Genomic DNA, 15561 nt, shown 5'->3' with positions numbered 1-15561 from the left:
TCCGGAAGCCAGCTTAGCCTGCCGTTGACGACGGCGCATACGGTCGTTACGGTCACGCCTCGCGCTCGAAATCCGCCCGTTACGGGCCGTTTCGACCGTCGTCCCATTGGTCCGGAGAGATGGTCCCGATGAAGATTCTCGTGCCCGTGAAACGGGTGGTCGACTACAACGTCAACATCCGCGTCAAGGCCGACGGTTCCGGCGTCGATCTCGCCAACGTCAAGATGTCGATGAATCCGTTCGACGAGATCGCCGTCGAGGAAGCGCTGCGCCTGCGCGAGGCCGGCGCCGCCAGCGAGGTGGTCGCCGTGTCGATCGGCCCGAAGGAGGCGCAGGAAACGGTGCGCACCGCGCTTGCCATGGGCGCCGACCGCGGCATCGTGCTCGAAGCGGAAGGCAACGTCGAGCCGCTTGCCGTCGCCAAGCTCCTGAAGGCGATCGTCGCCGAGGAAGCGCCCGGCCTCGTCATCCTGGGCAAGCAGGCCATCGACGACGACAGCAACCAGACCGGCCAGATGCTGGCGGCCCTGCTGGGCTGGCCGCAGGGGACATTCGCCTCCAAGCTGGTTCTCGCCGACAGCGGCATCGAGGTGACGCGCGAGGTGGACGGCGGCCTGCAGACGGTGCGGCTTGCGCTTCCGGCCATTATCACCGCCGATCTTCGCCTCAACGAGCCGCGCTACGCCTCGCTGCCCAACATCATGAAGGCCAAGAAGAAGCCGATCGATTTCCGGCCGGCCGCCCAATATGGCGTCGATCTCACGCCCCGCCTGACGGTGCTGAAGACCGCCGAGCCGCCGGCCCGGCCGGCCGGCCGCCGCCTCGCCTCGGTCGCCGAGCTGGTCGACCGCCTGAAGACCGAAGCCGGCGTGCTCTGAGAAAGGCAAGCGAACATGACCACCCTTCTCCTCGCCGCTCATGACGGCGCCTCCCTCAAGGACGCCACGCTGAAGGCGCTGACCGCGGCGCTGGCCATCGGCGACGACATCCATGTGCTGGTGGCCGGCGACGGCGTCGCCGGTGCCGCCGCCGAGGCCGGCAGGCTCAAGGGCGTCAGCCGCGTGCTGACCGCCGAAGCGCCGGCGCTCGCCCACGGCCTCGCCGAACCGCTCGCCGCCCTCGTCGTGGCGCTCGCCCCGGCCTATGCCGCCATCCTGGCGCCCTCAACGTCCACCTTCAAGAACGCCCTGCCGCGCGCCGCCGCCCTGCTCGACGTGATGCAGATCTCCGACATCACCGCCGTGCTGGCGCCCGACACCTTCGAGCGGCCGACCTATGCCGGCAATGCCCTGATCACCGTGCGCTCGGCCGATCCGATCCGGCTCATAACCGTCCGCACCGCCTCCTTCCGGGCGACGCCCCTGGAAGACCGCGCGCCGGCGCCGGTCGGGGCGGTGACCGCGCCGACCGATTTCGGCATCTCGGCTTTCGTCAGCGACGCCTTCTCGACGGCCGACCGTCCCGAGCTCACCTCGGCGCGGGTGGTGGTGTCGGGCGGCCGGGCGCTCGGCTCGGAGGAGCAGTTCAAGGCGCTTCTGCTGCCGCTGGCCGACCGGCTCGGCGCGGCGATCGGCGCCAGCCGCGCCGCCGTCGACGCCGGCTACGCCCCCAACGACTGGCAGGTCGGCCAGACCGGCAAGGCCGTGTCGCCGGACCTTTATGTCGCCGTCGGCATCTCCGGCGCCATCCAGCACCTGGCCGGCATGAAGGATGCCAAGGTGATCGTCGCCATCAACAAGGACGCGGAAGCCCCGATCTTCCAGGTTGCCGATTACGGCCTGGTTGGCGACCTCAACGAGATCGTGCCGGAGCTGACGAAAGCGCTCGGTTGAGCTAGAATGATCTGATACTTGTCACAGGGGTGCACCGCCGGCCGGCGTCGCCCCGAGAGGCTCGAGGACTTCAATGGTTGAAATCAGGTCGATCGGCGTCATGGGCGCGGGTCAGATGGGCTCCGGCATCGCGCATGTCTGTGCTCTCGCAGGTCTCGACGTCGGGCTCTACGACATCGCGCGCGACCGGCTGGAGGCTTGCCTCAACGTCGTTTCCGCCAACCTCGGCCGTCAGGTCGCCTCCAAGAAGATCACCGAGGAGCAGCGCCGCGAGGCGCTCTCCCGCATCAAGCTCCTGACCGATCTCGAGGGCTTCGCCGACACCGATCTGGTCATCGAGGCGGTGACCGAGAACGAGACCATCAAGCGCAAGGCGCTGTCCCAGCTCTGTCCCGAGCTGAAGCCCAAGGCGATGATCGGCACCAATACCTCGTCGGTGTCCATCACCCGCCTCGCCGCCTCGACCGACCGGCCCGAACGCTTCATCGGCATCCATTTCATGAACCCGGTGCCGGTGATGCAGCTCGTCGAGCTGGTGCGCGGCATCGCCACCGAGGACGAGACCTTCGAGGCGGCGCGCGCCTTCGTGGCGAAGCTCGGCAAGACGGTCGCCGTCTCCGAGGACTTCCCGGCCTTCATGGTCAACCGCATCCTGCTGCCGATGATCAACGAGGCGATCTACACGCTCTACGAGGGCGTCGGCACGGTGGATTCCATCGACACCGCCATGCGGCTCGGCGCCAACCATCCGATGGGGCCGCTGCAGCTTGCCGACTTCATCGGCCTTGACACCTGCCTCTCCATCATGCAGGTGCTGCACGACGGCCTCGCCGACAGCAAGTACCGCCCCTGCCCGCTTCTGGTGAAATACGTCGAGGCCGGCTGGCTCGGCCGCAAGACGCAGCGCGGCTTCTACGACTATCGCGGCGCAACGCCGGTGCCGACGCGCTGAGGCGATGTCGCGCACCGCCGCCGAACAGTCGGTGTCGAGCCTATTCATCTGAAGGTAATAAGAAGCGCGATTGATATCTGCGTCGCGCCTTATCCGGCCTGAGGTCCTGCGCCTTCGCGCAGGATGACGATCTATATATTTGTTTTCATTTATATAATTCTGTCTTCCTACGCGAAGGCGTAGGACCTCAGGCAGATAGGGCAATCGGCGGATATGGGGCACTCAGGCCCCGCGATCTGACGATTTATGATGCCCTGCGAATGACGATTTCGCTTGGCCGGTAGCTGGAATGCAGATCGTGCACCACCAGGCTGTCGACCGGATCGACATCGCCCGAACGCGACGTCCAGATGATCTCGACCGGCGCTTCCGGCGTCACCAGCACGGCATTGTCGGAGAAGACGCCGTAAGGATCGGTCTCGAGCGCCACGTAGAAGGCCGGCGCGCTGGCGGTGATGGTGAAGCACCACTCGCCGCCGCCGCGCTTTGCCGCCTCGACCACGAGGCCGGGATCGCGGAGGCGCAGCGCCTTGTAGGGCGAGACGGCATGATGGTCGAAGTGCTCGCCGGAGGGATCGCTCCAGTTGAAAGCGAGCACCTCGTCGGGACTGCCGTTGGCGGGCACCGTCAGAAGCAGGACCGCCCGATCGACCGGCACCGTCTTCATGAAGTCGCCGGCCGGCCGGCGGGCGCCATCGACCGACAGCCAGAACGCATTGCCGGCCACCACCACCTCGGACGGCGTGTCGTTGACCGCGAACAGCCCCACCGTGGCGATGTCCGCCGACGGAATCGCCACCACGTTGATCGGGGCGAAGAAGCGCTTGGCCATAGAATGCAGCAGCTTCCAGCGGCCGCCGTATTCGATCGACGACCAGGAGGCCACCGGATAGGTGTCGTTGAGCTGCCAGTAGAGCGCGCCCATGCACTCCGGCTTGATCGACCGCCAGAAGTCGATGCCGGTCTTCATGGCGAGGCCCTGCTGCACCTGGCTGAGGTAGACGACGTTCTCGAAGTTCTTCGGGAAGCGGAAGTAGCGCGAGATGGTCTCGACGATGCGGGCATTGCCGCCGGCATTCTTCTGGTGCAGCTCCATGGCCGGCGAGGCGATGTCGAGATCCTCCTCGTCGATGTAGCGCCGCAGCGTCGACAGCGACACGAAGGACTGGAAGCCGAATTCCGAGGCAAAGCGCGGCCGCACCCCGCGATAGGCGGCGAACGATTTGCCGGCGTGCCAGACGTCCCACATGTGCTGGTCGCCCGACCCCTCCGCCTTCCAGGCGTCGCCGAAGTCCATCGGCCCCTTGGACGGCGACGACGGCCAGAACAGCCGCTCCGGATCGGCGCGGTTGACGGCCAGCTCGATCGTCCGGCTCAGCCGGTCGTAGGCGACGAGATAACGGTCGCGATTGGCCCGCGCGATCTCGAACCAGGTCAGGGCACCGATCACTTCGTTGTCGCCGCAATAGAGGGCGATCGACGCGTGGTGCGACAGGCGCCGCACCTGGTGCTCGATCTCGCGGTCCACTTCGGCGAGGAAGGCGTTGTCGGCCGGATAGAGGGCGCAGGCGAACATCATGTCCTGCCAGACGAGGATGCCGAGCTCGTCGCAGAGATCGTAGAACCAGTCCGGCTCGTACTGCCCGCCGCCCCAGATGCGCAGCATGTTCATGCCGACGGCGACGGCATCCTCCAGCAGCGGCCGCACCGCTTCCGGCGTGATGCGCGACGGCAATGCGTCGCCGGGGATCCAGTTGGCGCCGCGACAGAACAGGTCGAGGCCGTTGATGCGCACCGTCAGCGGCACGCCGATCTCGTCGCGCTTGGTCACCACCTCGAGGCGGCGGAGGCCGATCCTCTGGCGATGGGCCGCGCCGCCGAGCGTGACGGTCAGATCGTAGAGCGGCTGGTCGCCCGAACCGACCGGCCACCAGAGACGGGGATTTTCGATGCGTAGCGTCGTCGCGGCAACGGTGGTGCCGGCCGTAAAGGCGACCTGCAGGCTGCTTTTTTCATCGCCGAGCTCGACGGTGAGCAATTCCTCGCCCGCCGCCTTCGCCTCGATCCTGACCTCGACGTCGACATCGACGGCGCCGGTTGCCGCATCATGGCGCTGGCGGTGCTGGACATAGGCGATGGCCGGCAGGTCGATGCGCTCGAGACGAATGTCGCCGTAGAGGCCGAACGGCATCATGGCGATGTTCCAGTCCCAACCGGCGTGGCACTGCACCTTCCTCAGAAGGTTGATGTGCGGCATCGCCTGCATCTGCGCGCTATAGGGCAGCTCGAACGGCTGCCTGGCGGCCGCCTCGGTCGCCGCGGCGACGTTGGACCGGAAGACGATCTCGATCTCGTTGTCGCCCTCTCTGAGAGCATCGCCGACCTCGGCCCGATGCGGCCGGAACATGTTGGCGGCGGCGAGCACCGGCCGGCCGTTGATCCGCACTTCGGCGACGGTGTCGAGGCCATCGACGTGGATCGCCCACGGATAGGCGAGCGCCTCGGCATCCAGGGCGAAGCTGCGGCGGGCGATCCAGTCGCGCTCGGCCGGCCAGCGCACCGCGAGTTCGTTCTCGCCGACATAGGGGTCCGGCAGGACGCCGGCGGCGATCAGCGCCGACAGCGCGTCGCCCGGCAGTGGGAACGGCACGGAAATCGATTCATCCGTCGCGTGAAGCGTCCAGTTTCCTGCAAGGTCCTTCGCGGAAGCGCGATTGACGAGGTCAGCCATGGAAATCTCGAAGAGGTCGGAAGCCGCTGCTCCTCAGGGATCGCCATCCCTTCCCCCGGGGAGCGGCAGACGCCGGGGAACCTCGACACCATAGCCCGGCCAACCCTGGCGGGCAACCGAAACGATTTCGGTGGCGACCGAGGCCGAAAAACTCAAATCCGCGGCGGCACGTGCATCTCGGCGACGGCCAGCTCCTGCAACTGGCTGATGTCGGTCTCGCCTTCGAGACGGCGCAGCATCAGCCGCGTCAGCCGGCGGCCGGCTTCCTGCAGCGGGAAATAGAAGCTCACCGGCGTCGGCTCGACATATTCGATCAGCCGGGTGGTGGTCGAGGCGCAGAAGCCGAAGTCGGCGGGGTCGAGGCCGATGTCGCGAAGGCCGGTCATCATGCCCAGCGAAGTGATGTCGTTGACGCAGATGAAGGCGTCGGGCGGGCTCTCCTGCACCATCAGGTCCTTCACCGAGGCGCGCGTCCGCCGGGCGGTGAGGTCGAGATCGAGGATAAGCCGGGGATCGATGCCGATGCCGGCCTCGGCAAGCGCCTTGCGATAGCCGCGCAGCCGGTATTGCGAGAACATGAATTCGGCCGGCGGATTGATCAGGCAGATGCGGCGGTAACCGTTCGCCAGGAGATGGCGCACCGCCCGGCAGGTGGCGTCCTCGTCGTCGATGTCGAACCAGGCGTGCGGCGTGAACAGCTCGGTGCGGCCGAAGGTGACGAAGGGGAAGTCGCGCTCCAGGAGGAAGCGGACGCGCGGGTCCATCGGCAGGGTGTGGTCGAAGATCAGCCCGTCGGCGCGGCGGCCGTCGATGATGGTCTTCAGCGCGTCGATCGGATCGGCGCCGGGGGCGAGCGGCACGGCGGTGACCGCATAGCCGGCCGCCTGCGCCACCTCGTGCACGCCTTGCAGGAGGCCGACCGAGCCGGTGTCGGCGATGTCGTCCGGCGGCACCGCCGACATCAGGACGCAGATGGAATAGGAAAGGCCGGTTCTCAGCGTCAGCCCGCCGAAGTCGCGGACATAGCCCAGTTCGGCCGCCGCCTTCTGAACGCGCTCGATGGTCTCCTTGCGGACCTCCGGCCCGTTGCGCAGGGCTCGACTGACGGTTGTGATCGACAGGTCGAGGTGGCGGGCCAGACTTTTCAGGTTGAGCCGAGCACGATCATCGCCCACGTTGGGTCAACTCCGGAGACTGCCAATTGTTTCAGATCAATATCGATTCTGACGGACCTGTCGACCATTTTCTTGGCACGGAACGCCACCGAACGGTGCTCCTGCGGAGATGAAACCGCTTTTGGTGCCGATAGTTACGTGATAGTGCTTATCGATGTGCACGACCCGTTACCGCAGGTGGACCGCGCTTTCCACCGGCGGCAGCGGCCGGTCCGCCGGCGTCGCATACACGTAGACCGCATAGAGCGAAGAGGTCGCGGTGATGTAAAGCCGGTTGCGCTTGGCGCCGCCGAAGCAAAGGTTGGACACCGTCTCGGGAATATTGATGCGCCCGAGCAGCTTGCCGTCCGCCGCGTAGACGCGGACGCCGTCGCCGCTGGAGGTCCAGAGGTTGCCGGCGCGGTCGAGACGCAAGCCGTCGAAGAAGGCGGCTTCGGAAACGGCGAACAGCCGATCTCCGCCGACCGTGCGCCCGTCCGCCGCGACGGTGAAGGCGTGGATCGCCGGCATGTCGGACAGCGACGTGTCGGAAACGTAGAGGATGCGCTCATCCGGCGAGAAGGCGAGGCCGTTGGGGCGGTCGAGACCGGTCACCACCGCCGTCGTCTCGCCGGTCCGCGGATCGTGGCGATAGACGTTGCAACCGCCGATCTCGCTTTCCGCCGCGTGGCCTTCGTAATCGCTGTCGATGCCGTAGCTCGGATCGGAGAACCAGATGCTGCCGTCCGATTTCACCACGACGTCGTTGGGCGAGTTGAGGCGCTTGCCGTCGAACCGGTCGACGACCGTCTCCCAGCGTCCGTCGAAACCCAGGCGGGAGATGCGGCGGCCGCCGTGCTCGCAGGCGACGATGCGGCCGAAGGCGTCGAGCGTGTGGCCGTTGTGATAGCCGCAAGGCTGCTCGAACACGGAGACGGCGCCGCTCGTCTCGTCATAGCGCATGATCCGGTCCTCGGGGATGTCCGACCAGACGACGGCCTTGGCGGCCGGCACATAAACGGGTCCCTCGGTCCAGCGGCCGCCGCTCCATAGCCGCTCGACGGCGGCGTTGCCGATCACCAGCGCCCCGAACCGGCCGTCGAACGTGTCGTAGCTGCCCATGCCATCCCCCTTCGCATCGCCGCCGCCCGACCCTCGCCCTTCCCCGGCTTGCGGGATGGCACTATCGTCACCCCGATGAACAGCGTCAAGAACGCGCCGTCGCGTCCGGGACGATCGTTTTCCGCTCGACAACCGGAGTTTGCCCATGTCCGTCGCCCCGTCGTCTCGCCCGAAGGTCCTGATGGTGTCGCCGATGCCCGACTGGGATCTCGCGCCGATGCGCGAGGCCTATGACCTCGTCGACCTGCCGGCCAACGGACCGGACGGGCTCGATACGGTCGCCGACATCACCGCATTGGTCACCTCCGGCGGTCGCGGCGCCGACGCGGCGCTGATCGCCGCGCTGCCGGCGCTGCGGCTGATCGCCGTTTACGGCGTCGGCTACGACAAGGTCGATCTCGAAGCGGCCGCGCGGCACAACGTCGCCGTCACCAATACGCCGGACGTGCTCACCGCCGATGTCGCCGACATGGCGCTGGCACTGGCGCTGGCGCTCGCCCGCCGCGTCGTCGACGGCGACGCCTTCGCGCGCTCCGGCGCCTGGGCGAAGGAGTCCATGCCGCTCACGGCGAGCGTCTCGGGCTGCAAGGTCGGCATCGTCGGGCTCGGCCGCATCGGCGAGGCGATCGCCCGCCGCTTCGCCGGCTTCGATACGGAGATCGGCTACTGGAACCGCTCGCCGAAGCCGCCGTCGTCCTGGCGGGCGTTCCCGACGCCGGCGGCGCTGGCCGCCTGGGCCGACATCCTGGTGGTGGCGGTGGCCGGCGGCGGCGACACCGTCGGCCTCGTCGATGCCTCCACCATCGCCGCGCTCGGCCGCGACGGCCTTCTCGTCAACATCTCGCGCGGCACCACCATCGACGAGGCGGCCCTGATCGCCGCCCTGGAAAGCGGGGCGATCGCCGGCGCCGGCCTCGACGTGTTCCTGAACGAGCCGGCCATCGACCCTCGCTTTTTCCGCCTCGGCAACGTCGTGTTGTCGCCGCACCAGGGCAGCGCGACCATGGCGACGCGGCAGGCGATGGGGGCGCTGGTGCGCGCCAATCTCGCGGCGCATTTTGCCGGCGAAGCGTTGCCGACGGCCGTTGTTCGCCGCCGGAAATGACGCCCCGACACGCCTTTTTGCGCCGCTTAGGCCCTGTCATTTTTTACAAGAAAAGAAACAGGAACTGGCGAGTCTATTGTTTGGAAAGCTTTAAGGGCGTGTCTTTATCATTATCCGATGCGCAAGGTTGTAGCAGGACCGGAAGATAACGATTGCGTCTCGTCGGGCCGGCTGCAAGCAAAAACGGAAATTTTCCGGACGCTCGGGGGAGAAGCCATGGCGCGCCTGTTCAATAACCTTTCCATCGGCTCGAAGGTATTCGTAGCCTTTGCGCTGATCATAGCATTACTTATTGCTTGCGCCGGCCTGTCGCTCTTCTCGCTCAGCTCGTTCGAGCGCTCCTTCGACCAGCATCGAAGCCGCGTCGACGAGGTGGAGCTGACCCGCGACATCGACTACGCCTTCCTCGACCTCACCGCCAAGGTCGACGCCTACCTGGTCGCCGGCAGCGAGACGGCCTTGTCGAACGCCAAGGCGGCCGCCGAAACCGCCCGCGCTTCGATTGCCGATGCCGTCGGCAAGATCGAACCGGGCGCCCGCAAGGACAACATGACGGCCATCGCCTCGCTGTTCGACAACTACGGCGCGGTGCTGACCAAGCTCGTCGAGCTCAAGACCAGCCAGCAGAAGATCGTGCACGACAGTGTCGACCCGCTCGGCGACAAGCTGAAGAACGACATGCTGTTCTTCTCCTCCAAGGTCGACAAGCTCGGAAAGCCGGAGCTCATTCCCATCGCCACCAAGGCGACGGAGCAGTACAACGCCGGCCGTCTCGCGGTCTACAAGCTGATGAACAACGGCACGGCCGACGACCTCAAGGCGGCGGACGCCGGTTTCAACGGCCTCGTCCAGCGTCTCAACCTGGTGATCAAGGCGGTCGGCGAGGGGCAGGAGGCGTCCCAGCTCGGCAAGGTGCTGAAGTCCGCCACCGCCTATCAGGACGCCTATCGTCAGGCCAACCAGATCTCCGCCGATCTCCGCGCCCTGACCGCCAAGGACCTGCTCAACGCCTCGACGGCGATCGCCGACAAGGTGGCGGGCGTCCGCTCCGCCGCCTCCATCGAATCGACGTCGATCGGCGTCGCCACCACCGGCCTGCTCAATACCATTCGCCAGATGTTGCTGATCGTCGCCGGCGTGTCGGTGGTCGGCGCCGTGGTGCTGGCCTTCGTCATCGGCCGGTCGATCTCGCGGCCGGTCGTGGCCATCTCGCGCGCCATGGAGAAAGTGTCCGACGGCGACCTGCGGACGGTGGTTCCCGGTCTCGGCCGCAAGGACGAGGTCGGCGCCATGGCCGAGGCGCTCGAGGTGTTCAAGACGAGCCTTGCCCAGGCGGCCGAGGCGCGCGCCGCCCGCGAGGCCGATGCGGCGGCCCAGGCCGAGCTGAGGCGCAGCGAAGTGCAGCAGCTCGCCGACATGTTCGAGGAGACCGTCGGCGGCATCGCCTCCTCGCTGGCCGCCGCCGCCGGCCAGCTCAACGGCTCGGCCCAGACCCTCTCCCATTCCTCCGCCGACGTGACGCAGAAGGCGTCGACCGTGACCGCCGCCTCCGAGGCGGCGTCGGCCGGCGTCGGCACCGTCGCCGCCGCCGCCGAGGAACTGGCGTCGTCGATCGCCGAGATCGGCCGGCAGGTGAACGAATCGACCGAGGTCGCCTCGCAGGCGGTGAACGACGCCTCCGAGACGGCGGCCAAGGTGCGCGAGCTGTCGGAGGCGGCGCGGAAGATCGGCGCGGTGGTCGACCTCATCAACACCATCGCCGGCCAGACCAACCTTCTGGCCCTCAACGCCACCATCGAGGCGGCGCGGGCCGGCGAAGCGGGCAAGGGCTTCGCCGTCGTCGCCGCCGAAGTGAAGCAGCTCGCCGATCAGACCGCCAAGGCCACCAGCGAGATCGGCGCCCAGGTGGCGGCGATCCAGGCCTCGACCGCCGATTCCAGCGACGCCATCATGCGCATCACCGAAACCATCGGCCACATTTCCAAGGTGTCGAACATGGTGGCCGGCTCGGTGCGCGACCAGGGCATGGCGACGCAGGAGATCGCCGATTCGGTGCAGAAGGCGGCCGAGGGCACCAGCACCGTGGCGAGCAACATCGTCAAGGTGGGCGAAGCGGCCGGCAATTCGGCGGCCGCCGCCCAGGAAGTGCTGCACGCCTCCGATGCGCTGTCGGCCCAGGCCGAACGCCTGCAGAGCGAGCTTCAGCGCTTCCTCGCCACCATCCGGGCGGCCTGACCCTTCAGAGCGACGGCCCGGATATATCCGCGCCGCCGCTCTAGGTCTTTGTTGGCGCATCGGATTTTCCGAAAACCGGATTCCACTTTTCGGTCCGATGCTCTAATCAAGCCCGTTCCTGAGCGCGGCAGCGGTGGCGATCGGCGAGATCGCCGCCGCCATCAGCGTCAGGGCGACGATGAGCAGAAACGGCGTGCGAAAGGCGGCCGGGTCGAAGGCGACGGCGGTGGCGGCGGCGACGCCGAAGATCAGCACCGGCACGGCGAACGGCAGCACCAGGATCGGCAGCAGCAGGCCGCCGCGCCTCAGCGACACGGTCAGACCGGCGCCGATCGCCCCGAGCAGGGTCAGCGCCGGCGTACCGGCGACAAGCGTCGCCAGGGTGGCGAGCGTCACGTCAACAGGCATGGCCAGAAGCAGCGACAGGAACGGCGCGGCGATGATGAGCGGCAGGCCCGTCGCCGTCCAGTGCGCCGCGACCTTGACGATCACCAGCAGTTCCAGCGGCCGGCCCGAGGCGACCAGAAGGTCGAGCGCACCGTCGTCGCGATCGGCCTCGAACAGCCGGTCGAGACCGAGCAGCGTGGCGAGCAGCGCGCCGATCCACAGGATCGCCGGCCCGAGGCGCGACAGGAGGTTGAGATCCGGGCCGATGGCGAAGGGAAAGGTCGTCACCACGATCAGATAGAACAACACGCCCATCATGGCGCCGCCGCCGATGCGGACGGCGAGGCGCAATTCCCGGACATAGAGGGCTGCGAGCGGCGGCATCAGGCCATCTCCCCGGCGACGAGACGAAGCGAGCGGGCGCCGGCCAGACCGATGGCAAGATGGGTGGCCGCGATGACGGCGCCCCCCATTTCCAGATGGGCGGCCATCAGCCGGACGAGGCTGGCCTCCGACGCGGCGTCGAGGGCGGCCGTCGGTTCGTCGAGCAGCCAGAGCGGCCGGCGCACCGCGACGAGGCGGGCGACGGCGAGGCGCCGCCGCTGCCCGGCCGACAGATAGGCGGCCGGCAGGGCGGCGAGATCGACAAGTCCGACGCTTTCGAGCGCCGTCTCCACCGGCTCACCGCCATCCGCTCCGAGGAAGTCCTGCCAGAACGCCAGGTTCTCGTGGACCGTCAGGGCCGGCTTCACCGCGTCCCGGTGGCCGAGATAGTGGATGTGGCGGCCGACTTCGTCGGGATCGGCGACACCGTCGGCCAGAAAGCGCACGCAACCGCCTGCCGGCCGGCTGAGCCCGGCGAGCGCCCTCAGCAGCGTCGACTTGCCGACGCCGTTCGGACCGGTGACCAGCACCGCCTCGCCGCCGGCGATTTCGAAATCGATGCCCTCGATCACCCGCCGGCCGCCGCGCTCGACGTCGAGCGCCTGCACGATGAGGCGGAAGGGCGGAAAGGACTGATTCACGGAGATCTCCGGCGCGGACGGCGTTCCTTCCAATAGAGCATCGCGGCGGGAGGCGTAAGCTGGTTTCGCGTGCCGGCCGACGGAACCGGACGCCGATCCCGCAATGCGGCGCCATATGGTAGAATTTCGTACACAAGGTCTGGTGAGCCGCCACCTTATTCTCTATAAGGCGCAAGGAAGTCTCCGGTCGTCATCTGACCATTACGTAAACGTCAAACAGCTCGCCGGTGGTGAGGTCCTGTCCGAGCGCAGGTCGGCATTCGCCGCCGTCCGCCCCGGCAAGGCGCCCCCGGCATGGAAAGGGGCCTGCGCATGCCGTCGCTCGACAGCTTCAAGTCCAGGAGAGAACTTCAGGTCGGTTCGAAGACTTATGTCTACTACGACCTGAAGGCGGCGGAGGAGAACGGCCTTGCCGGCGTCTCGCGCCTGCCGGTCTCGCTGAAGGTGATCCTCGAAAACCTGCTGCGCTTCGAGGACGGCCGTTCGGTGACCGAAGTCGACATCAAGGCCATGGCCGCTTGGCTCGACAACAAGGGCAAGGTCGACAAGGAGATCGCCTACCGGCCCGCCCGCGTGCTGATGCAGGACTTCACCGGCGTTCCGGCCGTCGTCGACCTCGCGGCGATGCGCGACGCCATGGTTTCCCTCGGCGGCGACCCCCGCAAGATCAACCCGCTGGTTCCCGTCGACCTCGTCATCGACCACTCGGTGGTGGTCGACTATTTCGGCACCACCTCGTCGCTGGCCCAGAACGTCGCCCGCGAGTACGAGCAGAACGTCGAGCGCTACAACTTCCTGAAGTGGGGCCAGAACGCCTTCCATAATTTCCGCGTCGTGCCGCCGGGCACCGGCATCTGCCATCAGGTCAACCTCGAGTACCTGGCCCAGACGGTATGGACCAACGAGGAAGGCAACGTCACCTACGCCTATCCCGACACCTGCGTCGGCACCGACAGCCACACCACCATGGTCAACGGCCTCTCCGTGCTCGGCTGGGGCGTCGGCGGCATCGAGGCCGAGGCCGCCATGCTCGGCCAGCCGGTTTCCATGCTGATCCCCGAGGTGATCGGCTTCAAGCTGACCGGCAAGGTGACCGAGGGCGTCACCGCCACCGACGTGGTGCTGACGGTCACCCAGATGCTGCGCAAGAAGGGCGTGGTCGGCAAGTTCGTCGAATATTTCGGTCCCGGCCTCGACAGCCTGACGCTGGCCGATCGCGCCACCATCGCCAACATGGGCCCGGAATACGGCGCCACCTGCGGCTTCTTCCCCGTAGACGCCGAGACCATCCGCTACCTGAAGTTCTCCGGCCGCGCCGACGACCGCGTCGCCCTGGTCGACGCCTATGCCCGCGCCCAGGGCCTCTATCGCACCGCCGACACGCCCGACCCGGAATTCACCGACGTTCTGGAGCTCGACCTCTCCACCGTCGTGCCATCGCTCGCCGGTCCCAAGCGGCCGGAGGGCCGGGTGTCGCTCAGCGAGGCCAAGACCGGCTTCACCGCCGCCATGGAGACCGAATACAAGAAGCTCACCGACATCGCCACCCGCTACCCGGTCGAGGAGGGCAATTTCGACCTCGGCCACGGCGACGTGGTGATCGCCGCCATCACCTCCTGCACCAACACCTCCAACCCGAGCGTGCTCGTCGCCGCCGGCCTCCTGGCCCGCAAGGCGCGACAGAAGGGCCTCAGCGTCAAGCCGTGGGTGAAGACGTCGCTGGCGCCCGGTTCGCAGGTCGTTGCCGAATATCTCAGCCAGTCCGGTCTGCAGAAGGACCTCGACGCCCTCGGCTTCAACCTGGTCGGTTTCGGCTGTACCACCTGCATCGGCAACTCCGGCCCGCTGCCGGAACCGATCTCCAAGGCCATCAACGACAACGGCATCGTCGCCGCCGCCGTGCTGTCGGGCAACCGCAACTTCGAGGGCCGCGTCAGCCCCGACGTGCAGGCCAACTACCTGGCCTCGCCGCCGCTGGTCGTCGCCTACGCGCTGGCCGGCAGCGTGCAGAAGGACCTGTCGACCGAGCCGCTCGGCTTCGGCGTCGACGGCGAGCCGGTCTATCTGCGGGACGTCTGGCCGTCGAGCAGCGAAGTCCACGAGACGATCGCCACCTACATCACCGCCGGCATGTTCAAGGAAAAATACGCCGACGTGTTCAAGGGCGACGCCCGCTGGCGCGCCGTCGAGGCGGGGATCGGCCAGACCTACGGCTGGAACGTCGACTCGACCTACGTGCAGAACCCGCCCTATTTCACCGGCATCACCATGACGCCGCCGCCGGTCAGCGACATCATCGGCGCCCGCATCCTCGGCCTGTTCGGTGACAAGATCACCACCGACCACATCTCTCCGGCCGGCTCGATCAAGGTGGCGAGCCCGGCCGGCCAGTATCTCACCAGCCATCAGGTGCGGCCGGTCGACTTCAACCAGTACGGCACGCGGCGCGGCAACCACGAAGTGATGATGCGCGGCACCTTCGCCAACATCCGCATCAAGAACAACATGGTCAAGGACGACGCCGGCAACGTGGTCGAGGGCGGCTGGACCATCCACCACCCCTCGGGCGACCGGATGTACATCTACGACGCGGCCATGCGCTACAAGGAGGAAGGCGTGCCGCTGGTCGTCTTCGCCGGCGTCGAATACGGCAACGGTTCGTCACGCGACTGGGCGGCCAAGGGCACCAACCTCCTCGGGGTCAAGGCGGTGATCGCCGAGAGCTTCGAGCGCATCCATCGCTCCAACCTGGTCGGCATGGGCATCGTTCCGCTGACGTTCGAGGAAGGAACCAACTGGCAGAGCCTCGGCCTCACCGGCAACGAGACGGTGACCATCGAGGGGATCACCAACGTCAAGCCGCGCCAGACGCTGACGGCCAAGATCAGCCGCGCCGACGGCGCGGAGATCAACGTGCCGCTGCTCTGCCGCATCGATACGCTCGACGAGCTCGACTACTACCGGAACGGCGGCATCCTGCACTACGTGCTGAGGCAGCTCGCCGCCTGAGCCGGAGCG

The 15561-nt window shown here is 67.3% G+C and carries 11 protein-coding genes; 6 read left to right on the top strand and 5 right to left on the bottom strand.

The features are described 5' to 3' along the window. Positions 1–128 precede the first annotated feature (128 nt). The 3 genes from CJ014_RS15500 (at position 129) to CJ014_RS15490 (ending at position 2784) form a co-directional block, all read left to right on the top strand. On the top strand, positions 129–878 hold the full coding sequence (locus CJ014_RS15500) for an electron transfer flavoprotein subunit beta/FixA family protein (RefSeq protein ID WP_100081390.1): 750 nt from the start codon (positions 129–131) through the stop codon (positions 876–878). 15 nt (positions 879–893) lie between these two features. Next, entirely contained in the window at positions 894–1832 is a 939-nt protein-coding gene (locus CJ014_RS15495) for an electron transfer flavoprotein subunit alpha/FixB family protein (RefSeq protein WP_100081389.1), read from the top strand. A gap of 73 nt (positions 1833–1905) precedes the next feature. Then, on the top strand, positions 1906–2784 hold the full coding sequence (locus CJ014_RS15490; RefSeq protein WP_100081388.1) for a 3-hydroxybutyryl-CoA dehydrogenase: 879 nt from the start codon (positions 1906–1908) through the stop codon (positions 2782–2784). Between the two features lie 244 nt (positions 2785–3028). Here CJ014_RS15490 and CJ014_RS15485 read toward each other — a convergent pair whose 3' ends face one another. The 3 genes from CJ014_RS15485 to CJ014_RS15475 form a co-directional block, all read right to left on the bottom strand. After that, the gene (locus CJ014_RS15485; RefSeq protein WP_100081387.1) at positions 3029–5515 is read right to left on the bottom strand and encodes a glycoside hydrolase family 2 protein; all 2487 of its coding nucleotides are present in this window, start codon (positions 5513–5515) and stop codon (positions 3029–3031) included. 152 nt (positions 5516–5667) lie between these two features. Further along, on the bottom strand, positions 5668–6690 hold the full coding sequence (locus CJ014_RS15480) for a LacI family DNA-binding transcriptional regulator (protein ID WP_100081386.1): 1023 nt from the start codon (positions 6688–6690) through the stop codon (positions 5668–5670). 168 nt (positions 6691–6858) lie between these two features. Beyond that, positions 6859–7791, bottom strand: a complete 933-nt coding sequence (locus CJ014_RS15475; RefSeq protein ID WP_100081385.1) for an SMP-30/gluconolactonase/LRE family protein — start codon at positions 7789–7791, stop codon at positions 6859–6861. A gap of 145 nt (positions 7792–7936) precedes the next feature. Here CJ014_RS15475 and CJ014_RS15470 point away from each other — a divergent pair, with 145 nt between their 5' ends. Continuing rightward, positions 7937–8896: a 2-hydroxyacid dehydrogenase gene (locus tag CJ014_RS15470; RefSeq protein ID WP_100081384.1), complete on the top strand. Its 960-nt coding sequence runs from the start codon at positions 7937–7939 to the stop codon at positions 8894–8896. A 216-nt stretch (positions 8897–9112) separates the two neighbouring features. Next, entirely contained in the window at positions 9113–11131 is a 2019-nt protein-coding gene (locus CJ014_RS15465) for a methyl-accepting chemotaxis protein (RefSeq protein WP_165790853.1), read from the top strand. 102 nt (positions 11132–11233) lie between these two features. Here the strand turns inward: CJ014_RS15465 and ccmB are convergent, their stop codons facing one another. Continuing rightward, positions 11234–11902 carry a heme exporter protein CcmB gene (gene ccmB / locus CJ014_RS15460; RefSeq protein ID WP_100081382.1) on the bottom strand — a complete coding sequence of 223 codons (669 nt, stop codon included), beginning with the start codon at positions 11900–11902 and terminating at the stop codon, positions 11234–11236. After that, the gene (ccmA, locus tag CJ014_RS15455) at positions 11902–12543 is read right to left on the bottom strand and encodes a heme ABC exporter ATP-binding protein CcmA (protein ID WP_245427374.1); all 642 of its coding nucleotides are present in this window, start codon (positions 12541–12543) and stop codon (positions 11902–11904) included. The genes ccmB and ccmA overlap by 1 nt, the downstream gene beginning before the upstream one ends. 312 nt (positions 12544–12855) lie before the next feature. Here ccmA and acnA point away from each other — a divergent pair, with 312 nt between their 5' ends. Beyond that, positions 12856–15552: an aconitate hydratase AcnA gene (gene acnA / locus CJ014_RS15450; RefSeq protein ID WP_100081381.1), complete on the top strand. Its 2697-nt coding sequence runs from the start codon at positions 12856–12858 to the stop codon at positions 15550–15552. Positions 15553–15561 lie beyond the last annotated feature (9 nt).

It is taken from the genome of Pleomorphomonas carboxyditropha, assembly GCF_002770725.1.
Taxonomy (GTDB): domain Bacteria; phylum Pseudomonadota; class Alphaproteobacteria; order Rhizobiales; family Pleomorphomonadaceae; genus Pleomorphomonas; species Pleomorphomonas carboxyditropha.
This window is presented reverse-complemented; position numbering and strand designations above follow the sequence as displayed.